This is a genomic window from Janthinobacterium sp. GW821-FHT03C10 (assembly GCF_059420865.1).
This window is the reverse complement of sequence record NZ_JBWKUN010000001.1, coordinates 828250-848205: the sequence shown is the minus strand read 5'-3', so window position 1 is coordinate 848205 and position 19956 is coordinate 828250. Positions and strand designations below refer to the sequence as shown.

The window sequence follows — 19956 nt, the reverse complement described above, 5'->3', positions numbered from 1 at the left end:
GTTTTCCCTTAAATATCAAGCTTGCGTTCGGCCATCCATTGGACGATGGCGGGATCGCGGTGCGAAAAGAAGCTGCTGTTGCCCGTTTCCAGGGTGGCGATGGCGGCCATGTCGGCTTCGTCCAGGTCAAAGTCGTCAATCGCCAGGTTTTCCGCCATGCGCTCGCGGCGCACGGTTTTGGCCAGCACGGCCACGCCCCGCTGCGTCAGCCAGCGCAGGACGATTTGGCCCACGGACTTGCCGTGTTTGCCGGCGATGCCCAGCAGCAACTCGTTGTTGAACAGCTTGTTGCGGCCTTCGGCGAACGGCGCCCACGCTTGCGGCTGCACACCGTGCTCGAGCATGAAGGCCACGCTGTCCGCCTGCTGGTGGAAAGGGTTCACTTCGATCTGGTTGACGGCGGGCGCGATGTCGTTGAAGGCGATGATGTCCACCAGGCGGTCGGGCTGGAAATTGCTCACGCCGATGGCGCGCAGCTTGCCGCCGCGATACGCATCCTGCATGGCGCGCCAGGAGCCGTGCACGTCGCCGAATGGCTGGTGGATGAGGAACAGGTCCAGATAGTCGAGTTGCAGGCGCCGCAGCGACTGCTCGATGGCGTCGCGCGTGCGCTCGTAGCCCGTGTCCTGCACCCACAGCTTGCTGGTGACGAACAGCTGTTCGCGCGCCACGCCGCTGTGGCAGATGCCCTGGCCGACGGCCGCCTCGTTCAGATAGGACGCGGCCGTATCGATCAGGCGGTAGCCGGCGGCGATGGCGTTGATCACGGCGCGTTCGCATTCGGCCGGGTCGGGTATCTGGAAGACGCCGTAGCCGGCGACGGGCATGCTGATGCCGTTGTTCAGGGTGACGCGGTCCATGGCAAAGCTCCTTCGGTTATTGACAGGAGCTACTCTAAGGCACCATCCACCCGTTGATAAGCCATTGTAATCGGCATGATCTTATAAGTCGTGCTAATGAATCGGATGCGATCACGCGCTGATCAGCTTGATATCGGCCACCCGCTCCACCAGCCACACGCAAGCTACCAGCGCGATGGCCAGTGAGCCCACGGTCAGCACCTGCCGGTACAGCCAGGTCTTGCGCAGCAGCCAGGCGAGGGGCAGAAACGCGGCGACGATGGCCAGCTGGCCCAGTTCCACGCCCACGTTGAAGCCCAGCAAGCTGGCCAGCAGCGAGCCTTGCGGCAAGCCCAGGTCGCGCAGCACGCTGGCAAAGCCGAAACCGTGGATCAGGCCGAAGGCAAAGGCGGCCACGGGGCGCTTGCCGCGGAACAGGGGCAGCAGGTTGTTCAGCGCGGCCAGAATGACGGAAGCGGCGATGGCCGACTCCACCCAGCGCGAAGGCAGCGAGACGAGCGACAGGCTGGCCAGGCTCAATGTGATGGAATGGGCCAGCGTGAAGGCCGTGACCACTTTCAGCACGTCATAGAAGGCCGCCTTCAGCCCCTGCTGCTGTTCGCGCAAGCCCGGCAGCAGCACGGCCGGCAGCAGCAGCGACAGCAAAAACAAAATATGGTCGTAGCCGATCCAGATATGCCAGATGCCGTGCTTGACGTACGCGCCGAACTGCGCCAGGCGGTCGGGCGCGGCCAGGGAGATGGTCTGGCGCGGGCTGTCCGGATCGAAGATGGCCGTTTGCGTGGCGCCGCCGCTGTTGATCTTGAGCAGCCCCTTGTGCTGCGGGTCGAGGTCGGCGAACAACGTATAGCCAATGGTCACACTGGCCGGCGCAGCGCCCGGGCAGTCGGCGCGAAAGCGCAGCACGTTGTAGGCGCCGTCCGTGTGGTTGTCGACCAGCTGCTCGATGGCTTGCAGGGGGCAGGCGCCCTGGTCGCTGGCCAGCTGCAGGCGCTGCAGCGCGTAGGCGGCAATGGCCGCGTGGCGGGCGCGGATTTCGTCCCAGGTCAGGGCGCCGTCGCCATTGCCGTCGAGGCCGATGGCGAAATCGAGGTCGCGCAGGGCGATATCCCATTGCCCTTCGACCTGCTGGCCGTGCACGGCCAGGCTCAGATAGCTGTCGCTGGGCTTGTGCGCTTGCGCGGGAGCCAGCCAGGCGCACAGGAACAGGATGAACAGGCAGCCTTTCACAGCACACCTGCTTTCTTGATAAAACTGATTTTTTGTCCATCCTGCGGCCCCAGCTGCCTGGCAAGCCGCTGCAGGGCCACATCTTCCACGCCGTTGGCCGCGATCCAGGCCAGCACCGGTTGCGCGGCGCCGTAGTTGCGCGCGGCCAGGGCCGCTTCGAGCAGGATGCGCATGTCGGGCACTTCCTTCTGGATGGCCCAGTTTTTCTGCGCCAGTTGCAGCGCGGACGGCACATCCTGTTGCAAGAACAGGGCGAAACGGGCTTGCTCGCGCTGGTGCACGGTGTCGCCCCGCTGCATGGCGGCGGTGAAGCGGGCCGCCAGCTCCGCCTTCGCCGCCAGGAATGCCGCTTGCTGGCCGGGCAACGCCTGCAGCGCCAGCGCGTAACGCAGCAGCAGGGCGTCGATGCGCTGCTGGTCCTTGAGTAACTTGACGACTTCCTGCGGGCGCTGCCGGTCGAGCAGGAAATCCGCGTAGGCACCCAGCAGATAGCTGTCGCGCGGCTGCCGCGCCAGCGCGGTCTTGTAGCGGGCTTCGGCCAGCGTGATTTCGCCGCGCCGCGTGGCCATTTCCGCCAGCAGGGTGGCGGCCCAGTTTTCCAGCTCGGGCGCCGCGCCGGCGCTCCTTTGCAAGGTCAGGTCCAGCAGGCGCTCGCTGGCGGCGGCGCGGCCCGTGACGCTGGCGATATTGGCAAGGCAGGTGACGGTGACCAGCTGCGTGGAAAGCGCCGACAGGCGCGCGCAGCTAGCCGTCGCCTGCGCGTAATCGCCCTGCACGGTGAGGACGGTGGCGCGCGTCAGCCAGGCCTGGCCGTTGTGCGGCTGCTGCGCGATGACGGCGTCGAGGTCTTGCAGGGCGAGACCGAACTTGTGGGTGCTTTGCAATATGGTGGCGCGCAGCAGGCGCACGGGCAGGGGCGGCGCCGCTTGCCGCCACCAGGGCGCCAAGGCCGCTTGCGCGTAGCCGAGGTAGCGCGGGTCCGTTTCGCTGCGCGCCAGGGCGATGTAGCGCTGCGCCAGGCTTGCCGCCAAGGTCAGGTCTTGCGGCGTAGCATTCAATTGCTGTCGCAGGCCGCGCAGCTCGCTCTGCGTGGTGTCGGCGCGGCGCGGCAGCTGTTCGATGACGGCGCCGCCATCTTTCGGCGTGTAGGGCGCGGCCCAGGCCAGCAGGGGCAGGCAGGCGCACAGCAGGGAAATCGGTGTTTTCATCATGGATGCCCTCAACAGTCATTGATGCGGGCGCCGGAGAGCGGACTCCCCGGCGCCCGCAAGGGCCTTACAACGGCACCGGTTCCGTGTCTTCCGGCGACGTCGCCATGATGGCGTCGATGGCGATGTCTTCCTTGTCATCGCCGGTGTTCGCGATAACGTTGCTGACGGCCGTATAGAAGGCGTCGAGCATGGTCACGGGGGGCGGCGTGGTGCCGCCGTTGCCGTTATCTGCGCCGTGGCTGCTGCCGCCGCCACCGCAGCCTGCCAGCAGGGCCGTGAGCGCCAGGGCGCTGAGTGCATGGAGCTTTTTCATCGCGTTCTCCTTGTTACATCTGCGGCGAACCGGCGATGGGGTTTTTCAGGTAGGGAAAGCCTGCCGTGAAGTAGGTTTCATCGAGGAAGGCGCCGTCCGTGAAGTGCAGGCCGCCGGCCGGCGCGTCGGCCGGGGCGCAGCCGATGTTCAAGGTGCACAGCTTGCCCATGGCCACGCGCAGCACCACGTCGACCACGTCGTCGCCGGGACGCCGGCCGTTCGGGAAGCCGGCGTTATCGCCGCCGATCACGCCCAGGCGGTTTTGCGCACCGACGTTGGTGGGCGCGATCGACGTATTCAGGCGCAGCATTTCCGATGCCGTCACGGTGACGGGCTGGTTCACGCCCTTGATGCCCGTCAAGAAGGTGGCCACCAGGTCGTTGCGGGGGAAGTTGGTGGGCGCCTTGGCGCCTGCCGAGCCGAACAGCACTTCCACCAGGGCGGGCACGGTGGGATTTTTCACGTAGTCGGCAAATTGCGCATCGCCCGACGGCTTGCTGGCGTTGAAGCGGTCCTTGTCCTTCAGGCCGATCACCACTTCATTTACCAGCGGCATGCCCAGCCGCGACACCTGCACCCAGGCGCCGCCTTCCTTCGACGCCGGAATGGCGCCCGGTGCCGGGTTCAGCAAACGTCCCTGGCGCAGGCTGGCCGTGGTCCAGCCGCCGATGACAGGGTCGCTACCGGCCGTCAGGCAGGCGGTCGGCACTTCCATTTCGAGGGCCGTGACGTTCTTGCGCGCCAGGTCGTCCCTGGCGGCCGACTCCGCATTCGCGGCAAATTCCGTGGCGGGCGCCTTGATGTTAATCAAGTCAAACGTTTCGCCCAGGTTCACCACGAACGGGTCCTTGCGCTGGCCGACGAACATGCGCGCCGGCGTGGCGCAGCCGGGGATGTTGACCGTGTAGACGTGCTGCGCGGCATACGCGGCATAGTTGGGGATGGACTTGTTGCCGATATTGTCGATTGGCTTGTCGAACACGCTGCCGCCGCCGCTGGCATTGGTGACGCTGCTGCGCGTGCCGCTGCGGCGGTCGCCCCGCACCACTGTTACGCTGTAGGTTTCGCGCACGTTCAGGCCCGGCGGGTTGACGGAATCGATGGCGCCGCCGTTGATGACGAGCGGAATCGAGACTTTCTTGCCGCCGACGGTGAACTGGTCATCTTTGATGGTGTTGGTGAAGCGGAACTGGAAGGTGAGGTCTTCCTTGCCGTCGCCATTGTTGTCGATATGGATTTCGTACAAGGCGTTCGGATCCATGGCGAAATAATTCGGGCCGCCATAGGCGTCCTGCAAGGGAAGGTAGTCGGCCACCAGGGTGGTGTAGGCGCCGCGTCCCGCCTCATAGCTGCGGAACATATAGAAGTCGGTGCCGTCGACCTTGGGGCTTTGCGTGATGAACGGCGCTTCGCGGTGGCTGGAAGCGTAGGCGGCTGGCGCGATGGCCAAAGTGAAGGAAACGGCGAGAAGGTTGCCCAGGAGTGCGGCGCCCAGTGCGGTTTTCGAGTGTGACAATGACATTTCGATTCTCCCGATTTTTGTTAGCGTTGACAGACAAGTCCAAGAAACTGCAGGCTGCCTGACTTATACGAACGGCTACAAAAAACGGATTCAACTCTTTGTCAAAGTCTGCAACTGACCTTGGCGGCCCCTTACCAGGCCAGCACTTTGGGACCGAGGGCCGCGCCGATGGCGGTCGGCACCAGCATGCCCAGTACGTACCAGAAACCGACGAAGCTGGCCGCCAGCTCGGGGCAGTGCAGGCAATACACGAGCGCGGCCACGGCACCGGCGGCAAAACCGGCGGCGGCGCCGGCCAGGCGCAGGCGCGTGGGCGCCAGCTGGCGCATCAGGCGCAGCACGGCGGCAAGGATGGGCAGCGACAGCATGGCGATCAGCAGGGGGCAGCTGCGCCAGGTGGCGCCCCAGAACAGCTCGGCGCGCTGTTCGGGCGGCGCTTCCTGCACGATGACGGCGCCCAGCGTCCACATCAGCAGCACGGGCATGGCGAGCAGCAGGGGCAGGGCGCTGGTGGCGGCGCCCGGCACGCACAGGCGACGGCTGACGTGCCAGGCCGCCAGGCACAGGCACACGACGAAGCCCACCTTGATCCAGAAGTCGGGCAGCAGTGCCAGCTGTTCCAGGTTGGGCCGCACGCCCAGCAGCATGGCCATCAAGGCCACGCTGGCCAGCAGGCCGGCGCCCAAGGTGCCTGCCGCGCGCCAGTGTGTGCCGGGCGGGGCTTTAGCGGCCACGTCGGGGCCGCTGGCCAGCATGGCGATCAAGTCTTCGGTTTTCATGGTGCGTTTCCTTCTATCCTTAAATGGGCCGCCAGGGCCTTCAAGCCGCGATGCACGGCCACCTTGACGCTGGCTTCCGAAATGGCCATGGCGGCGGCCGTGTCGCGCACGGACCAGCCGTCGAGCTTGGTATGCACGATGGCGTCGCGTTGCTGCGCCGGCAAGGTGGCCAGCAGCTTGCCCAGGTCGCGGCTGGCCTCGGCCGCCTCGGCATCGGCGCTGGAAAACAGTTCCTGCGCGCTATCTTCTTCGTCATACGGCAAATGCTGCGCCTCGCGCCGCCCATGCCGGCGCAGCCAGTCGATCATCTTGTAGCGCGCGATCGCATGGATCCACGACGTCAGCGGCACACCCGTGTCATACGTCAAGCGCTGGTTGTGGATGGCTAATAAACATTCCTGCACCAGGTCTTCCACCTCGTCCGGCCAACGCTGCAGGCGGCGCCGGAAAAACGCGCGCAAATGAGCGCTGCTTGCCTGCAAAAAACTGCGATACGCCGCCGCATCGCCGTCGAGGCCGCGCAGCATCAAGCCGTGCAGCCGCAATTCCGTGCCGTGCAACTGCTCGCTTATTGGTATTCGTTGCATGCAAGCCTTTGGTGACAGGCGTTGAAAAAAATAAATCTTAAATTATTTGAGGGCGGCTGTAACCAATCCGCATGGCGCGGCGAATTGACAGGCAAGCACGTTTCTTCATTCACTATAACGGGTAGTCAACATGCATATCAAGCACCGCCTTGCCGCCAGCCTCGTTCCGCTCTGCCTGTGGGCCGCGACGGCACCCGTGTACGCGCAACTGGCGTCCGGCCAGCGCTGCGAAGTCAAAAGTGGTGCGCGGACGGCGGCGCTGGTGGAACTGTACAGCAGCGAAGGCTGCTCCAGTTGCCCGCCCGCCGACCGGCGCCTGAACGCCTTGCGCCAGGAAGCGGGGGTGGACAGCCTGGTCGTGCCGCTGGCCTTGCACGTCACCTACTGGGACCAGATCGGCTGGACGGACCCGCTGGCGCAGGCGCAATTCGATGCGCGCCAGGCCGAGCTGCTGCGCCACCAGCCGCGCCACGTGGCCTATACGCCGCAGTTCTTCGTCGGCGGCACGGAATTGCGCGGCTGGGATACGCAGTTGCCGGCCGCCATCCGCCGCATCAACGCGACCGCCGCGCCCGTCGCTATCCGCCTGTCCGCCGTGCCGGCGCCGGGTGGGAAGCTGCTGCTGGAAGCCGATGCCAGCGCGCCGGACGCGCGGACGGACGGCCAGCTATATGTGGCCATCAGCGAAAGCGGCATCGTCTCGACCGTGCTGCGCGGCGAAAACCGGGGCGCCACCTTGCGCCATGATGCGGCCGTGCGCCTGTGGCTGGGGCCGGTTGCGTTGGCGCAAGGCCGCGCCGGGCTGCGCCGCGAAGTCAGCCTGCCGGCCAGCTGGCGCCCGGAAAACCTGCAAATCGTCGCCTTCGTGCAGCGGACCGACAGCAGCGCCATCCTGCAAGCCGTCAGCACGGCATCCTGCGCGAAAGGGGGGATGTGATGAACGGACAAGCGAGCGTGATCCACCCCGTTTGGCTGCGCGTGACGCACTGGCTCAATGCCGTGGCCGTGGTCGTGCTGGCCACCAGCGGCTGGCGCATCTACAACGCGGCGCCATTCTTCCCGTTCGAGTTGCCGCGTGCGCTGACCCTGGGCGGCTGGCTGGGCGGCGCCCTGCAATGGCATTTCGCCGCGATGTGGCTGCTGGTGGCAAATGGCCTGTTGTATCTGGTCATCAATATCGTCTCGGGACGGCTGCGGCGCCAGTTCTTTCCCCTCTCGCCGCGTCTGCTGCTGGCCGATTTCACCGCCGCGCTGAAGGGTAAGCTGGCCCATGCGGACCCGCGCCGCTACAACATGGTGCAGCGTGCCGCCTACCTGTTCGTCATGTTTGATTGCATCGTGCTGGTGCTGTCCGGCCTGGTGCTGTGGAAATCCGTGCAGTTTCCCCTGCTGCGCGAGCTGCTGGGCGGCTACGAGAGCGCGCGCAGGGTCCACTTCATCGCCATGGCGCTGCTGACGGGTTTTGTCGGCGTGCACCTGCTGATGGTGGCGCTGGTGCCGCGCACCCTGGTCGCCATGCTGCGCGGCCGCTAAGGAGATGAGCATGAAAAAATCCATCCTCGTGCAAGCACAGGGCCAGGCCATGCTGACCGACGCCTTGCGCCAGATCAAACAGCCGTCGCGCCGCCTGTTTTTGCAGCGCAGCCTGACCCTGGGCGGCCTGTCCTTACTGACGGGCTGCAACGCCAGCGACCCGTCCGCCATCGAGACGGCCTTGATGGCCGTGTCGCGCATGAACGACCGGGTGCAGGGCTGGCTGTTCGACCCGAATAAACTGGCGCCCACGTATCCGGACTCCATGATCACGCGGCCGTTTCCCTTCAACGCCTATTACGGCGAGGATGAGGTGGAACAGGTCGACGGCGACGCCTGGCGCCTGGAATTGAGCGGCTTGATCGCCGACAAGAAGCCGTGGACCCTGCCGCAGCTGCGCGCCCTGCCGCAGGAAACGCAGGTCACGCGCCATATCTGCGTGGAAGGCTGGAGCGCCATCGGCAAGTGGGGCGGCGTGCCGTTTTCCCATTTCCTCAAGCGGGTCGGCGCCGACACGACGGCCAGATACATCGGCTTCCAGTGCGCCGACGATTATTTCACCAGCATCGACATGGCCACGGCCCTGCATCCGCAAACCATCATGGCCCTCACGTATGACGGCCAGGAATTGCCGCCGAAATACGGCTATCCGATGAAGCTGCGCATGCCGACCAAGCTGGGCTACAAGAACCCGAAGCACATCCAGGCCATTTTCGTCACGAATACCTACCCGGGAGGGTATTGGGAAAACCAGGGATACAACTGGTTCGGCGGTTCCTAGGAAGGCCGGGGAGCCGGCCAGGGCGGCGTTGCATTGCTTTGCCTTGTCGTACTAGTCGTACTGCCTGCGGCAATGCGCCTGGCCCTGACCACCTCCCGGCCTTCCTTATGTTCAGCAGCAAGCAGCACCCTGTAGCACAGCAATAGTTTTACCACCGGGCAATCTCGCCCATCCAACACTGAGACAAGGACTTATCATGAAAACCACCATTACTGCCATCCTCGCTTCCGCCATCCTCATGTCGGGCGCCGCGTTTGCCCAGGACGCCATGCAGAAAGACGCGATGGCCAAGCCTGCCTCGGCCGACGCCATGCACAAGGATGCGATGGACAAGGACGGCATGCACAAGCCGATGGCCAAGAAACACATGAAAAAGGATCACATGGCCAAGGATGGCATGGCAAAAGATGCCATGGCGAAAGACGGCATGAAAAAGGATGAAATGAAAAAGGATGGCATGGCCAAGGATGCGATGGCCAAGTAGTGCAGGGGCCTGGCGCCGTCAACGCGATGGCGCCAGGCCGCGCGCGTCTTCCAGCGTTCACCCATGCTGCCGCCCGATGCGAGGTTGCTAATTGGTGTAAGCTGGACGCCTCCTGATTTCCCGCATGCACAGTCATGACCGAACCGTCCGTTGCCGCGTTGTCCCCCGAAGCACCTTCCTCCGATAAATCGATCCGTCGCCGCTCGCTGTTCGCCGCCTGCAGCGCGCATGCCGTGCATGACGGCTTGACGGACGTGATCTATGTACTGCTGCCCATCTGGCAGGCCCAGTTTGCCATCAGCTACGCCATGGTGGGCCTGTTGCGCGGTTCCTACTCGGGCATGATGGCCGGTTTCCAGCTGCTGGCCAGCCGCCTGGCCAGGCGCTGGGGACGCGAGCGCCTGCTGGTGGGCGGCACGGCGCTGGCCGGCGTCGCCTACCTGATCGCGGGGCAGGCGGGCGGCCTGGCCGTGCTGCTGATCGCCTTGCTGCTGGGCGGCCTGGGCGCCAGCACCCAGCATCCGCTGGCCTCGTCCATCGTCACGGACACGCACGAGGCGGGCGGCGGCGTGAAGGAGGCGCTGTCGCACTACAATTTTGCGGGCGATATCGGCAAGACCCTGATTCCCGCGCTGGTGGGCTTGCTGTTGCTGGTGTGCAGCTGGCAAGCGAGCGTCTCGCTGCTGGGCTTGCTGGGTCTGGCGGCGGCCGGCTTGCTGTGGTGGCTGCTGCCGAAACCGGAAGACATCCAGGCCAGCCAGAAGAAAGCGGTCAAACCCATCACTGGCAGCGGCGCCAAAGGCAGCTTTCGCGCGCTGCTGGCCACGGGCACCCTGGATAGCGCCGTGCGCATGGGTTTTCTCACCTTCCTGCCGTTCTTGTTGAAAAGCAAGGGGGCGGGCACGGCCGGCATCGGCGTGGCCTTATCTCTGCTGTTCGTGGGCGGCGCCTTCGGCAAGCTGCTGTGCGGCTACCTGGGCGCGCGCATCGGCATGATGAAGACCGTGTGGCTGACGGAATCGATGACCTCGCTGCTGATCGTCGCGGCCCTGTGGCTGCCGCTGGCCGGCATCATGGCCATGCTGCCGTTGCTGGGGCTGGCGCTGAACGGCACCTCGTCCGTGCTGTACGGCGCGGTGCCGGAACTGGCCGAGTCCGGCAAGCGCGAGCACGCGTTTGCCCTGTTCTACACGGGCAGCATCGGCGGCGGCGCGCTGTCGCCCGTGCTGTTCGGCGCGCTGGGCGACCATACCAGCGTACCCACGGCCTTGCTGGCGCTGGCGGCCGTATTGCTGCTGACCTTGCCGCTGGCGTGGAAGGTGCAGCGGGGCCTGGCGCATGGCGGCGCCGCATGACAGGATGCCTCGCATGAGTCTGCCATTGCCGCGCGATAAACACGATACGGGCAATGCGCAAGCCCTGACCGCCTTGCCATGGGAGGAAATCCGTCCCGCCATGCCGCAGATCCTCGAGTGGGTGCAGGACGCGAACTGGCCCGTGGCCTCCATCCTCCTGCCTTTTCTGGCCGGCATTGGTCCACGCCTGGCTCCGTATCTCAAAACGGTGCTGGCCAGTGACGATGAACAGTGGAAATATGTTGTATTGCTGGGCATCGTGCGCCATTCCCCCGGGCTGGCAGCGGCCCTGGACGGGGAATTGCAGCGCTTCGCCCTGGCGCCTACGACTGCCGAGCTGGAGGAAGGCGTGGCGGAGGCGGCCCGGGAAATTTTGGCGAGCAGCGCTGCCGGTGCGGCATGACTTGCCCGCCAGCACTTCCATCGTCTACACTCGCCGCATGAAAAATTTTGCAAAGCGGCGCGACCGCTATGACTTGTTCCGGGCGTTCGACAATCCCCTCGTCAACATCAACTTCCAGCTCGACGTGCCGGATTTCCGGCCCTGGTGCAAGGAGCGGAACGTTCCCGTGTTTCACTTTTTCCTGTTTTGCCTGCTCAATACGGTCAAGGACATCGACAACTTCATGTACCGCATCTGCCAGGGCGAAGTGATCAAGATCGACGACTTTCCCGCTTCCTACACCGTCATCAACGGCGACGAGAACCTCAATTACACGCGTTTTGCCATGACGGACCAGCTCGATCTCTTCATCGAACGCAGCCTGGAAGCCAAGCGCCTCGCGGAAGCGAGCTGCGCGCTGATCAACACGGGCGAGGGAGAGACCGAACGCGAGCAGCGCAACAATATCTTCATCACCTGCCTGCCATGGCTGGAGCTGGCGGCCATCGAGCACCCGATCTGCCGCCACCGCGACGCCGACATCCCGACCTTTACCTGGGGCAAATTCGGCCCCGCGCAGCAGGATGGCCGCATGCGGATACCGTTTTCCGCGCAGGCCCACCATGGCTTTGTCGATGGCTACCATGTGCAGAAACTGGCGCAGGCGCTGGCGCAGCGCATCGCCGCCATCATTTCCTAGGCTAGATAGTCGCTGGGCGCCTGGCCCAGCACGCGGCGGAAGGCGGCCGTAAAAGCGCTGGGACTGGCATAACCGAGATCGAGCGCCACGCGGGTGACGGCTTGCCCCTCGGCCAGCCGCGTGATGGCGGCCAGCAGGCACGCTTGCTGGCGCCATTGGGCAAAGGCCAGCCCCGTCTGGGCGCGGAACTGCCGCGTGAACGTGCGCCGGCTCATGCCCGCCTGCATCGCCATCGCGTCCAGGCCGCTGTCCAGGCGCGGTTGCCGCAGCATGTCCATGCACAGCCGCGCCAGCCTGGCATCCTGCGGCAGGGGCGCGCTCAGGGGCAGGGGTCTGGCAGCGGCGATCTCGTCGAGCAGCAAGGCCATCAATCGTCCGGCGCGCGACGCCTGCGCATACAAGGCTTCCACGGTCACGGCTGCGGCCAGCAACTGGCGCAGCAGCAGCGTGGCATCGAGCACCTGGCAATCCGGTGGCAAGCCCATCCTGGCGATGGCATCCGGGGCGATAAACACGTTGTGCATGGTCACGGCGCCATGCATGCGCATGCCGTGGACGAGTCCGGCCGGTACCCAGCAAGCCCGTTGCGGCGGCACCAGCCAGTTGCCCTGCGGCGTGTGCACGCTGATGACGCCGCGTGCCGCATAGGCGAATTGCCCACGTGCATGGCTGTGGCTGGGAAATATCTCGCCGGAGGCATGGTCGCGCGCGGTGGCGATCAGTGTTCGCGGCACTTCTGTATAAAAATCATCCATGGCCCGTACTCTACAGTATTTGACCTGCCATCGAAGGCGGGCCGCTTGCCGGCCGCTTACCATCACACTCTTTTTCAGGAGTGAACATGCACAATACCTATCATCGCGTGGGCCATGGCCCCCACGCCGTCATCGTCCTGCACGGCTGGTTCGGCGACGCGCACGCGTTTGCGCCGATGGAAGCGGCCCTCGATGGCGGCGCTTTCAGCTATGTCTTCATGGACAATCGCGGCTATGGCGGCATGCGCGGCGCGGCGGGAGAGTATTCGATGGAAGAGGTCGCCCGCGACGCCCTGGCGCTGGCCGATGCGCTGGGCTTTGCCACGTTCAGCGTCGTTGGTCACTCCATGGGCGGCATGGCGCTGGAACGGCTGGCTTTGCTGGCGCCCTTGCGTTTGCGCAAGCTGGTGGCCGTGGCGCCCGTGCCCAGCTGTGGCGTGGCGCTGCAGGGGACGGCGCGCGCGCTGTTTCTCGACGCCAGCGGCAATGTGCAGGCGCGGCGCGCCATCATCGACCGCAGCACGGGCGGGCGCTTGTCCGCTACCTGGCTGGACTGGAAGGCGCGGTATTCGTGGGAAAGTTCGGATCAGGCCGCGTTCGCCGCCTATTTTCTCGCGTGGAGCGAAACGGATTTCAGCGGCGAAGTGCAAGGATCGGCGCCGAACCTGCCCTTGCTGGCGCTGGTGGGGGAACACGACCCCCGTTTTGATGCGGACTTGATGCGCCGCACGTATCTGGCGTGGTACCCGCAAGCCCGGCTGGAGGTGCTGGGCAATGCGGGACACTATCCGATGAATGAGACGCCGCTGGCCCTGGCGGCCAGCATCGAGGCGTTTCTATCGGCGCAGTGACCTTATGCGGCCTTGCTGCGCAGGCGCAGCAGGCTCAGTCCCAGCAAGACGAAGGCGCCGCCCGTGATGCGGTTGAACAACCTGGCGCGGCCCGGCGTGGCCAGCTGGGTTTTCAGCAGGCGCGCCAGGTTGGCGTAGAACAAGTGGGCCAGCATGGCGCAGGCGACAAACGAGGTCGTCAGCACGGTGAACTGGATGGCCACCGGCTCGCCCGGCGTGATGAATTGCGGAAACAGGGCCGAAAAGAACAGGATGGCTTTCGGATTGGTCAGCGCGACCGTCAAACCCTGACGGAAGAGTTTCCAGAACGAATTGGGATTCGCCGCGCCTTGCACCACGGGCGCATCGGCCACGACGCTGGTCTTGCTGCGCCATTGCTTGATGCCCAGGAACACCAGATACAGGGCGCCGGCCAGTTTCAGCAGCATGAAGGCCGTGGCCGAGGTGGCCAGCACGACGCCCATGCCGGCCATGGCCACGCCGGAAATGATGAACAAGCCAAAACCATTGCCCATGCTGCTGATCATCGCGCGGCGCGGGCCGACGGCGATGGCATTCGAGATGGCCAGCAAGACGGCCGGGCCGGGAGAAAACGTGACGAGCAGGGCGACGCTGCAGAAAAGCAGCCAGTTCGAGAGGTGCATGGGTGTTCCTGGGTGGGGCCGGAGCCGGATTGGGGAGTCAAAACACGCTTATTGTACGAAGTTTTCGGCTCCCGCGCCGGCGGCCCCGCCTGAATCAGGCTTTGCTTCAGGCAAACAGGCTGGCGACCACATGGTTGATGGCGGCGCCGCCGGCGATCAGCCAGCAGAACAGCAGGCCGGCCAGCAGCAAGGGCTTGATGCCGGCGCGGCGGATGGCCGACATGTGCGTGGTCAAGCCCAGGGCCGCCATGGCCATGGCCAGCAGGGCCGTGTCGATGTCGGTGATGGTGGCGACCATGCTGGCTGGCAACAGGCCCAGCGAATTGAAGGCCACCACGCCGATGAAGATGAAGGCAAACCAGGGGATGGCCAGCTTGGCCGCCTTGTCGTGGCTGCCATCTTTGGCCTTGCCGCGCGCCAGCAGGGCAGACAGGATGACGAGGAACGGCGCCAGCATCATCACGCGCACCATCTTGGCGATCACGGCCGCATTCGCCGCCTCTTGCCCGATCGACTTGCCGGCTGCCACCACTTGCGCCACCTCATGCACGGTCGAACCGATGTACACGCCGAAGGCCGTGGGCGTGGCGCCCAGCACTTGCCAGCCCAGGTTCAGCTGGTACAGCACGGGATACAGAAAGATGGCGATGGTGCCGAACACCACGACGGTGGAGACCGCCACGGTGACATCCTCGCTGCGGCCCTTGACGACGGGTTCCGTCGCCATCACGGCCGCCGCGCCGCAGATCGAGCTGCCCGCGCCGATCAGGATGGCGCTGTTGCGTTCCAGCTTGAACACCCTGGTGCCCAGGAACATGGCCAGGCCAAACGTGGACGTCAGCACCAGCGCGTCGATGGCGATGCCGGCCAGGCCCACCTGACCGATGTCCTGGAAGGTCAAACGGAAGCCATACAGGATGATGCCAAGACGCAATAACGTCTGCTTGGAAAAAGCCACGCCCGCGCCGCAGGTGGGCGCCAGGCCGCCATACACGCTGTTGCCCAGCACAATGCCCAGCATGATGGCCAGGGTCAGGGCGCTCATGCCGTGGCTTTGCATCCATTCCAGCTTGCCCAGCGCGATGGCGCCCCAGGCGATGATGCCGCTCAGCAGCAGGCCGGGAAGGAGGCGGCCGTAGCGGTCGCTGAAACTTGTTGTGTTGCTTGTTGAGAGGGAAGACATGCCGTACTCCATGGTTCTTGGTTCGTATGGCATGACTGTACAGTTCGCTGATTAAATGGTAAAACGGATTGTTTTTGTATGTTTAACCTGAAAAATAGGTAAATTGAGAGAGGAAACAGCATGGCTTTGACTTTGCGGCAACTGCAGATTTTCCTGGCCGTGGCGGACACCGGCAGCACCAGCGCGGCCGGCGAGCTGATCGCGCTGTCGCAATCGGCCACCAGCGCGGCCCTGAACGAACTGGAAACCCTGCTCGGGGCGCAACTGTTTGATCGCGTGGGCAAGCGATTGCTGCTCAACGACAATGGCCGCCTGCTGTTGCCGCAGGCGCGGCAGATGCGCGACGGGGCCGCCAGCATCGAACGCCAGTTCGCGGGCGCCGACCCGTCTGTGCCCGTCAGTCTGCAAATCGGCGCCAGCACGACGATAGGCATCTATCTGCTGCCGCAGATCCTGGCCCAGGCGGCGCAGCAGTACGGGCGCAGCATTCCGCAGGTGACGATTGCCAACACGGCCGACATCGCGGCCGCCGTGGCGGAGTTCCGTGTCGATATCGGCCTGATCGAAGGACCGTGCCACGAAGCGGGCTTGCTGGTGGAGCCGTGGCTGACGGACCAGATGCTGATCGTGGCCGCGCCCACGCACCCGCTGGCGCAGTTCCGCCATCTGCTCAGTTTTGCGGAGCTGAACCAGGCGGGCTGGCTGCTGCGCGAAGCGGGCTCGGGCACGCGCGAAGCCGTGGAGCAAGCGCTGGTGCCGTATCTGCACTATCTGCGCGCCGCAGGCGAGTTCAGCAATTCGGAAGCGATCAAGTATGGCGCGGCGGCCGGTCTCGGCATCGCCTGCCTGTCGCGGGTCGTCGTGGCCGATTTGCTGGCCAGCGGGCAACTGGTAGAACTGGAAACCATGCTGCCGCCCCTGGAGCGCAACTTTTATCTGATCCGCCAATCGAAGAAGATCCTCTCGCCCCGTTTGAGGGGTTTTCTGGAACTGTGCCGCCACGCCTCGCGCATGGCTTGACGTTTTTCCATATATGGAATAAATTCCCTTATATGGAAAATTCAACGCTCACAGAGAGCGAGACAGAACAGCGCCTGGCCGCGCGATTAAAACAGTTGCGCGTGGAGCGGGGCTGGTCGCTGGACCAGCTGGCCCATTTGAGCCAGGTCAGCCGTGCAACCTTGTCGCGCCTGGAAAACGGCGAAGTCAGCCCGACGACTAGCGTGCTGGGCAAGCTGTGCGCCGCGTATGGCCTGGCCATGTCGCGCCTGCTGCGCATGGTCGAGGACGATTTTCCGCCCCTGCTGCGGCGGGCCGAGCAAAGCGTGTGGACGGACCCGGAGACCGGTTTTGTCCGCCGCTCCGTCTCGCCCCCGTCGCGCGCGCTGGCCGGCGAAGCGCTCGCATGCGAGTTGGGTGCGGGCGTGACGATCACCTACGCGGCCTCGCCCCGGCTCGGCATGGAACACCATCTGTTGCTGCAGGACGGCAAGCTCAACGTAACGGTCGACGGCCGCTCCCACGCTTTGATGCCCGGCGATTGCCTGCGCTACCAATTGCATGGCGCCAGCGCGTTCATGACGCCAGCCGACAGCGGCGCCCGCTATTTTTTGTTCATCGTCTGAGGTTGATATGTCCCCATCGCTGTGCAGTTTCAGTTCCGCCGATATTCGTGACCGCCTGCCGGAGCTGGGCGCCTTGCTGCAAGACTGCGTGCACGACGGCGCCAGCATCGGTTTTATCCTGCCGTTCGACGTGGCGGCCAGCCAGGCGTTCTGGACGGACAATGTGCTGCCTGCCGTGACGCGCGGCGTGCGCCTGCTGCTGGTGGCCGAAGTGGCGGGCAAGGTGGCGGGCGCCGTGCAGCTGGACTGGGACACCAATCCCAACCAGGCGCACCGGGCCGAAGTGCGCAAGCTGTTGGTCGCGCCCGCCTTTCGACGGCATGGCATCGCCCGCCAGCTGATGCAGGCGCTGGAAGAACAGGCACGCCTCTTGCCGCGCAGCCTGCTGACCCTGGACACGCGCAGCGGCGACCACGCGGAACCGCTGTACCTGTCGCTCGGTTACGTGGTGGCGGGCAGCATCCCCGGCTATGCGCTGGCGCCGGCCGGCGACCGGCTGGACGCCACCACCATCATGTACAAGCAACTGCAGCAATGACCTGGCAAGGCAAACTCTGGCATCACAAGGACCGTACGATGCCGCTGCCCGCCACTGTGGGCTGGCTTGTTGCCAGATAAAATCACCCACCTGATTACAGATCCCTCCTACCCCGATACCCGGCATCGTCCGACTAGCGCGTGCCGGCGCCGCGCCTACACTGTTCCTTGCAGCGACCCGGCGGCGGGTCCTTTCTTCTATCAGGAGGTTGATATGGCGAATATCCAGGCAGGATCGGACGGTGCGGCAAAACAGGAAATGACGGCAAAGCGCCTGAACGTGGTCGACTGGATCTCGATGATCCTCTTGATCGTGGGCGGCTTGAACTGGGCGTTGGTGGGCCTGTTCGATATCGACATCGTGGCCCGCATCCTGGGCGCCATGACGACGGCGTCGCGCGGCGTGTACGTGCTGGTGGGGCTGGCGGCGCTGTATTCCATCTATCTGTGCGTGCGCAAGCTGCCGGCCAAGCCTTAGGCGGGAGGTGACATGCCTGTCGGTGCCAGTCCCAAGCGCGAACGTGAATTCAGGAAGCTGGAAAAAGAATTCAAGCGGGAAGGGCGCTATCCGGGCCGCGAGGACGAAGTCGCGGCCCGCATCGTGAACAAGCAAAGGGCGCAAGCGGGTGAAACGCAGGAGGCACATGGCGAGGAAGGGGCGGGCAAGCCTGCGGCCAAGGCGGCTGACGCACCAGCGGCAAGCGACTTGCCGATTGCCGGCTATCAGCACCTGACGGTGGCGCAGATACGCGACAAGCTGGACGGCCTGTCTGCCGCCCAGCGCAAGCGCCTGCGCGAATACGAGGCGGCGCACAAGAAGCGCAAGGGCGTGTTCGATGCCTTGGATCGCTAAGGGGAGCGATGCGGATCCATCTGCCTGCGTGCGCCATGCTTGTGCTTGGCCTGATGCCTGTCTGGCTTTATACCTGGCTTCTTGCGTTTTTACGGTTTTACGCCTTACTGCGTGCGCAGGTAGGCCAGCAGGTCGGCCACATGCTGGGCATTGCCGATGCCCCAGAAACGCATGTTATTGCCGGGAATGAAATCGCTGGGCGCCTTGAGGAAGGCGGCCAGGTTTTGCTCGGTCCAGATGATATTCGCGTTTTTCATGGCTGCCGAGTATTTGTAGTCGGTAGTGGTGCCGGCCTTGCGGCCGATCACGCCTGTCAGCTTGGGGCCGAAGCCGCCGCGCGCCGATGGGCCCACCTGATGGCAGGAGGCGCACTTGCGAAACGCCGCCTTGCCCGCTTCCGCATTGCCCTGCACGGCAGGCTTAGCGGCAGGCGCGGCCGCGTTGGCCATGGCGGCTGGCGCCAGCAGCAGGGCTGTCGCGGTCAGAGGGAAAAGCAAGCGAAAAGCAAATGGGGATGTCATTGGCGAGGCGGAATTGGACTGGAATTGGACTGAATGGGCTGTATGGCAAGCGCTGACATATTTTACAGGTCGGCATCAAAACCTGCCTGTCTGCGTCGCAGCGGGTGCCTTGCATAGCATTCGGTTCTGTTCGTCATAAATTCACAATAATTTCCTGAGGATTACTTAGCGCTTGCCGCCCTGTGCACCGAGCGCCGCCATGGCTGACGCGAACACGATGCAGGCGATGGCCAGCCACTGGGTCAGGCTCAGCAATTCTCCCAGCACGGCCATGGCGGCCAGCGCGCTGACGGCCGGCGCCGCGCTGCTGAACATGCCGAACACGCCCTGCGGCAAGCGGCGCAGGGCAAAGATTTCCAGCGAATACGGCAGGGCGCTGGACAGCATGGCGATTGCCAGGCCCATCAAGGCAATCGATGGCGCCAGCAGGGCCGTGCCCGAATACGCGACACCGATGGGCACCGTCACCATGGCCGCCACCGTCATGCCCCAGGCCACCGCCTGGCCGCCCTGCAAGGTCGAGGCGCGCTTGCCGAAGATGATGTACATCGCCCAGCACAGGGCCGCGCCCAGCGCATACGCCACGCCGACAGGGTCCAGGCTGCCCGGGCTGCCTTGCAGGGGCAGCAGCAAATACAAGCCGAACACGGCACAGGCGACGGCGAATAAATCGCGGGGCCGGCGCGACGACAGCATGGCCACGGCCAGCGGCCCCGTCACCTCGATGGCAACCGCGATGCCGATCGGTATCAGCGCAAACGCCCGGTAAATCAGCAAGTTCATCAGCCCCAGCACGGAACCATAGACGAGCAAATTGAGTACATCCTTGCGCGTCAGCCGGTAGCGCCACGGCCGGAAGATGGCCAGCAGGATCAGCGCCGAGAACCCCACGCGGTACGCCGTAATCCCCTCGACCCCGATGACGGGAAACAGATTCTTCGCAATCGCCGCCCCCAGATTGACGGAAATCTGCCCTCCCAGAACGGCCAGGGAAGGGAGCAGGATGCTGTCGGGGAGAGAGGAGGTCGAGGCGGGGGAGGTCATGGGACGGTATTTTAATATGCCTGAGGCTGGCAGTCGCTGGCAGATTGGTAAGCCGGGGAGATTTAACGAGGTAGTTGCTGACATGACTGGTGCATTGCGGCTTCTTTTTCGATATCATGTTGCAAGATACGCTACAGTTGTGGAATCGTTTACTACTAATGGTCAGAAGTAGCCGCTCCTAATCGAACAGCCTTTACCATTTTGAG

General features: G+C 64.6%; 25 protein-coding genes. 13 read left to right on the top strand and 12 right to left on the bottom strand.

The genetic code is table 11. The features are described from left to right. Nucleotides 1-8: 8 nt before the first annotated feature. The 7 genes from AC07VH_RS03600 to AC07VH_RS03570 all read right to left on the bottom strand — a co-directional run bounded on the left by AC07VH_RS03600 (nucleotide 9) and on the right by AC07VH_RS03570 (nucleotide 6502). A complete protein-coding gene (locus tag AC07VH_RS03600; protein WP_494786801.1) occupies nucleotides 9-860 on the bottom strand; it encodes an aldo/keto reductase in 852 nt (283 codons plus the stop codon). A 111-nt stretch (nucleotides 861-971) separates the two neighbouring features. Beyond that, nucleotides 972-2090, bottom strand: coding sequence for a HupE/UreJ family protein (locus tag AC07VH_RS03595; protein WP_494786800.1), 1119 nt, complete (start codon nucleotides 2088-2090; stop codon nucleotides 972-974). Continuing rightward, complete coding sequence (locus AC07VH_RS03590; protein ID WP_494786799.1) at nucleotides 2087-3301, bottom strand: tetratricopeptide repeat protein; 1215 nt, start codon at nucleotides 3299-3301, stop codon at nucleotides 2087-2089. The genes AC07VH_RS03595 and AC07VH_RS03590 overlap by 4 nt, the downstream gene beginning before the upstream one ends. A 64-nt stretch (nucleotides 3302-3365) precedes the next feature. Further along, the gene (locus AC07VH_RS03585; protein ID WP_494786798.1) at nucleotides 3366-3614 is read right to left on the bottom strand and encodes a hypothetical protein; all 249 of its coding nucleotides are present in this window, start codon (nucleotides 3612-3614) and stop codon (nucleotides 3366-3368) included. Between the two features lie 13 nt (nucleotides 3615-3627). Then, a complete protein-coding gene (locus AC07VH_RS03580; protein WP_494786797.1) occupies nucleotides 3628-5136 on the bottom strand; it encodes a DUF4331 domain-containing protein in 1509 nt (502 codons plus the stop codon). A gap of 131 nt (nucleotides 5137-5267) precedes the next feature. Next, on the bottom strand, nucleotides 5268-5915 hold the full coding sequence (locus AC07VH_RS03575) for an NrsF family protein (RefSeq protein WP_494786796.1): 648 nt from the start codon (nucleotides 5913-5915) through the stop codon (nucleotides 5268-5270). Then, nucleotides 5912-6502 (bottom strand): sigma-70 family RNA polymerase sigma factor, encoded by a 591-nt coding sequence (locus tag AC07VH_RS03570; RefSeq protein ID WP_475415010.1) that lies wholly within the window; start codon nucleotides 6500-6502, stop codon nucleotides 5912-5914. Before AC07VH_RS03570 ends, AC07VH_RS03575 begins: the two co-directional genes overlap by 4 nt. Nucleotides 6503-6632: 130 nt before the next feature. Here AC07VH_RS03570 and AC07VH_RS03565 point away from each other — a divergent pair, with 130 nt between their 5' ends. The 7 genes from AC07VH_RS03565 (at nucleotide 6633) to AC07VH_RS03535 (ending at nucleotide 11737) form a co-directional block, all read left to right on the top strand. After that, a complete protein-coding gene (locus tag AC07VH_RS03565; protein WP_494786795.1) occupies nucleotides 6633-7439 on the top strand; it encodes a DUF1223 domain-containing protein in 807 nt (268 codons plus the stop codon). Next, nucleotides 7439-8035, top strand: a complete 597-nt coding sequence (locus tag AC07VH_RS03560) for a cytochrome b/b6 domain-containing protein (protein WP_494786794.1) — start codon at nucleotides 7439-7441, stop codon at nucleotides 8033-8035. The genes AC07VH_RS03565 and AC07VH_RS03560 overlap by 1 nt, the downstream gene beginning before the upstream one ends. A 4-nt stretch (nucleotides 8036-8039) precedes the next feature. Further along, on the top strand, nucleotides 8040-8816 hold the full coding sequence (locus tag AC07VH_RS03555; RefSeq protein ID WP_494786793.1) for a molybdopterin-dependent oxidoreductase: 777 nt from the start codon (nucleotides 8040-8042) through the stop codon (nucleotides 8814-8816). Between the two features lie 196 nt (nucleotides 8817-9012). After that, nucleotides 9013-9300: a pentapeptide MXKDX repeat protein gene (locus AC07VH_RS03550; RefSeq protein WP_494786792.1), complete on the top strand. Its 288-nt coding sequence runs from the start codon at nucleotides 9013-9015 to the stop codon at nucleotides 9298-9300. A 134-nt stretch (nucleotides 9301-9434) separates the two neighbouring features. Then, a complete protein-coding gene (locus AC07VH_RS03545) occupies nucleotides 9435-10655 on the top strand; it encodes an MFS transporter (RefSeq protein WP_494786791.1) in 1221 nt (406 codons plus the stop codon). 13 nt (nucleotides 10656-10668) lie between these two features. Then, the gene (locus AC07VH_RS03540) at nucleotides 10669-11058 is read left to right on the top strand and encodes a DUF5071 domain-containing protein (protein WP_494786790.1); all 390 of its coding nucleotides are present in this window, start codon (nucleotides 10669-10671) and stop codon (nucleotides 11056-11058) included. A gap of 37 nt (nucleotides 11059-11095) precedes the next feature. Beyond that, a complete protein-coding gene (locus tag AC07VH_RS03535) occupies nucleotides 11096-11737 on the top strand; it encodes a CatA-like O-acetyltransferase (RefSeq protein WP_494786789.1) in 642 nt (213 codons plus the stop codon). On the opposite strand, the gene AC07VH_RS03530 is transcribed toward AC07VH_RS03535, so the two are convergent. Continuing rightward, on the bottom strand, nucleotides 11734-12492 hold the full coding sequence (locus AC07VH_RS03530) for an AraC family transcriptional regulator (RefSeq protein WP_494786788.1): 759 nt from the start codon (nucleotides 12490-12492) through the stop codon (nucleotides 11734-11736). The two genes, AC07VH_RS03535 and AC07VH_RS03530, sit on opposite strands and share 4 nt — an antisense overlap. Nucleotides 12493-12578: 86 nt before the next feature. On the opposite strand from AC07VH_RS03530, the gene AC07VH_RS03525 reads away from it, so the two are divergent. Beyond that, nucleotides 12579-13343 carry an alpha/beta fold hydrolase gene (locus AC07VH_RS03525; protein ID WP_494786787.1) on the top strand — a complete coding sequence of 255 codons (765 nt, stop codon included), beginning with the start codon at nucleotides 12579-12581 and terminating at the stop codon, nucleotides 13341-13343. 2 nt (nucleotides 13344-13345) lie between these two features. On the opposite strand, the gene AC07VH_RS03520 is transcribed toward AC07VH_RS03525, so the two are convergent. Next, a complete protein-coding gene (locus AC07VH_RS03520; RefSeq protein ID WP_409028637.1) occupies nucleotides 13346-13987 on the bottom strand; it encodes a LysE family translocator in 642 nt (213 codons plus the stop codon). A 106-nt stretch (nucleotides 13988-14093) separates the two neighbouring features. After that, nucleotides 14094-15170 (bottom strand): YeiH family protein, encoded by a 1077-nt coding sequence (locus AC07VH_RS03515; RefSeq protein WP_494786786.1) that lies wholly within the window; start codon nucleotides 15168-15170, stop codon nucleotides 14094-14096. 120 nt (nucleotides 15171-15290) lie between these two features. Between AC07VH_RS03515 and AC07VH_RS03510 the strand changes: the two genes are divergently transcribed. The 5 genes from AC07VH_RS03510 to AC07VH_RS03490 all read left to right on the top strand — a co-directional run bounded on the left by AC07VH_RS03510 (nucleotide 15291) and on the right by AC07VH_RS03490 (nucleotide 18185). Continuing rightward, complete coding sequence (locus AC07VH_RS03510) at nucleotides 15291-16190, top strand: LysR family transcriptional regulator (RefSeq protein WP_494786785.1); 900 nt, start codon at nucleotides 15291-15293, stop codon at nucleotides 16188-16190. 32 nt (nucleotides 16191-16222) lie between these two features. Further along, complete coding sequence (locus AC07VH_RS03505; protein ID WP_494786784.1) at nucleotides 16223-16795, top strand: helix-turn-helix domain-containing protein; 573 nt, start codon at nucleotides 16223-16225, stop codon at nucleotides 16793-16795. 7 nt (nucleotides 16796-16802) lie between these two features. Then, nucleotides 16803-17333 (top strand): GNAT family N-acetyltransferase, encoded by a 531-nt coding sequence (locus tag AC07VH_RS03500; protein ID WP_494786783.1) that lies wholly within the window; start codon nucleotides 16803-16805, stop codon nucleotides 17331-17333. Nucleotides 17334-17546: 213 nt separating this feature from the next. After that, nucleotides 17547-17810, top strand: a complete 264-nt coding sequence (locus tag AC07VH_RS03495; RefSeq protein ID WP_326456128.1) for a DUF378 domain-containing protein — start codon at nucleotides 17547-17549, stop codon at nucleotides 17808-17810. 12 nt (nucleotides 17811-17822) lie between these two features. After that, complete coding sequence (locus AC07VH_RS03490) at nucleotides 17823-18185, top strand: hypothetical protein (protein WP_494786782.1); 363 nt, start codon at nucleotides 17823-17825, stop codon at nucleotides 18183-18185. Nucleotides 18186-18289: 104 nt separating this feature from the next. Here the strand turns inward: AC07VH_RS03490 and AC07VH_RS03485 are convergent, their stop codons facing one another. Then, a complete protein-coding gene (locus AC07VH_RS03485) occupies nucleotides 18290-18634 on the bottom strand; it encodes a c-type cytochrome (protein ID WP_494787112.1) in 345 nt (114 codons plus the stop codon). A gap of 237 nt (nucleotides 18635-18871) precedes the next feature. Further along, entirely contained in the window at nucleotides 18872-19750 is an 879-nt protein-coding gene (locus tag AC07VH_RS03480) for an EamA family transporter (RefSeq protein ID WP_494786781.1), read from the bottom strand. Nucleotides 19751-19956: the final 206 nt, after the last annotated feature.

Bases quoted from the DNA above. Each gene is read 5' to 3' on its own strand.
- AC07VH_RS03550 (WP_494786792.1), top strand. From the start codon at position 9,013: ATGAAAACCACCATTACTGCCATCCTCGCTTCCGCCATCCTCATGTCG.
- AC07VH_RS03600 (WP_494786801.1), bottom strand. From the start codon at position 860: ATGGACCGCGTCACCCTGAACAACGGCATCAGCATGCCCGTCGCCGGC.
- AC07VH_RS03540 (WP_494786790.1), top strand. From the start codon at position 10,669: ATGAGTCTGCCATTGCCGCGCGATAAACACGATACGGGCAATGCGCAA.
- AC07VH_RS03495 (WP_326456128.1), top strand. From the start codon at position 17,547: ATGGCGAATATCCAGGCAGGATCGGACGGTGCGGCAAAACAGGAAATG.
- AC07VH_RS03530 (WP_494786788.1), bottom strand. From the start codon at position 12,492: ATGGATGATTTTTATACAGAAGTGCCGCGAACACTGATCGCCACCGCG.
- AC07VH_RS03565 (WP_494786795.1), top strand. From the start codon at position 6,633: ATGCATATCAAGCACCGCCTTGCCGCCAGCCTCGTTCCGCTCTGCCTG.
- AC07VH_RS03590 (WP_494786799.1), bottom strand. From the start codon at position 3,301: ATGATGAAAACACCGATTTCCCTGCTGTGCGCCTGCCTGCCCCTGCTG.
- AC07VH_RS03575 (WP_494786796.1), bottom strand. From the start codon at position 5,915: ATGAAAACCGAAGACTTGATCGCCATGCTGGCCAGCGGCCCCGACGTG.
- AC07VH_RS03500 (WP_494786783.1), top strand. From the start codon at position 16,803: ATGTCCCCATCGCTGTGCAGTTTCAGTTCCGCCGATATTCGTGACCGC.
- AC07VH_RS03570 (WP_475415010.1), bottom strand. From the start codon at position 6,502: ATGCAACGAATACCAATAAGCGAGCAGTTGCACGGCACGGAATTGCGG.
- AC07VH_RS03520 (WP_409028637.1), bottom strand. From the start codon at position 13,987: ATGCACCTCTCGAACTGGCTGCTTTTCTGCAGCGTCGCCCTGCTCGTC.
- AC07VH_RS03505 (WP_494786784.1), top strand. From the start codon at position 16,223: ATGGAAAATTCAACGCTCACAGAGAGCGAGACAGAACAGCGCCTGGCC.
- AC07VH_RS03480 (WP_494786781.1), bottom strand. From the start codon at position 19,750: ATGACCTCCCCCGCCTCGACCTCCTCTCTCCCCGACAGCATCCTGCTC.
- AC07VH_RS03585 (WP_494786798.1), bottom strand. From the start codon at position 3,614: ATGAAAAAGCTCCATGCACTCAGCGCCCTGGCGCTCACGGCCCTGCTG.
- AC07VH_RS03580 (WP_494786797.1), bottom strand. From the start codon at position 5,136: ATGTCATTGTCACACTCGAAAACCGCACTGGGCGCCGCACTCCTGGGC.
- AC07VH_RS03525 (WP_494786787.1), top strand. From the start codon at position 12,579: ATGCACAATACCTATCATCGCGTGGGCCATGGCCCCCACGCCGTCATC.
- AC07VH_RS03535 (WP_494786789.1), top strand. From the start codon at position 11,096: ATGAAAAATTTTGCAAAGCGGCGCGACCGCTATGACTTGTTCCGGGCG.
- AC07VH_RS03485 (WP_494787112.1), bottom strand. From the start codon at position 18,634: ATGGCCAACGCGGCCGCGCCTGCCGCTAAGCCTGCCGTGCAGGGCAAT.
- AC07VH_RS03555 (WP_494786793.1), top strand. From the start codon at position 8,040: ATGAGCATGAAAAAATCCATCCTCGTGCAAGCACAGGGCCAGGCCATG.
- AC07VH_RS03560 (WP_494786794.1), top strand. From the start codon at position 7,439: ATGAACGGACAAGCGAGCGTGATCCACCCCGTTTGGCTGCGCGTGACG.
- AC07VH_RS03490 (WP_494786782.1), top strand. From the start codon at position 17,823: ATGCCTGTCGGTGCCAGTCCCAAGCGCGAACGTGAATTCAGGAAGCTG.
- AC07VH_RS03545 (WP_494786791.1), top strand. From the start codon at position 9,435: ATGACCGAACCGTCCGTTGCCGCGTTGTCCCCCGAAGCACCTTCCTCC.
- AC07VH_RS03510 (WP_494786785.1), top strand. From the start codon at position 15,291: ATGGCTTTGACTTTGCGGCAACTGCAGATTTTCCTGGCCGTGGCGGAC.
- AC07VH_RS03515 (WP_494786786.1), bottom strand. From the start codon at position 15,170: ATGTCTTCCCTCTCAACAAGCAACACAACAAGTTTCAGCGACCGCTAC.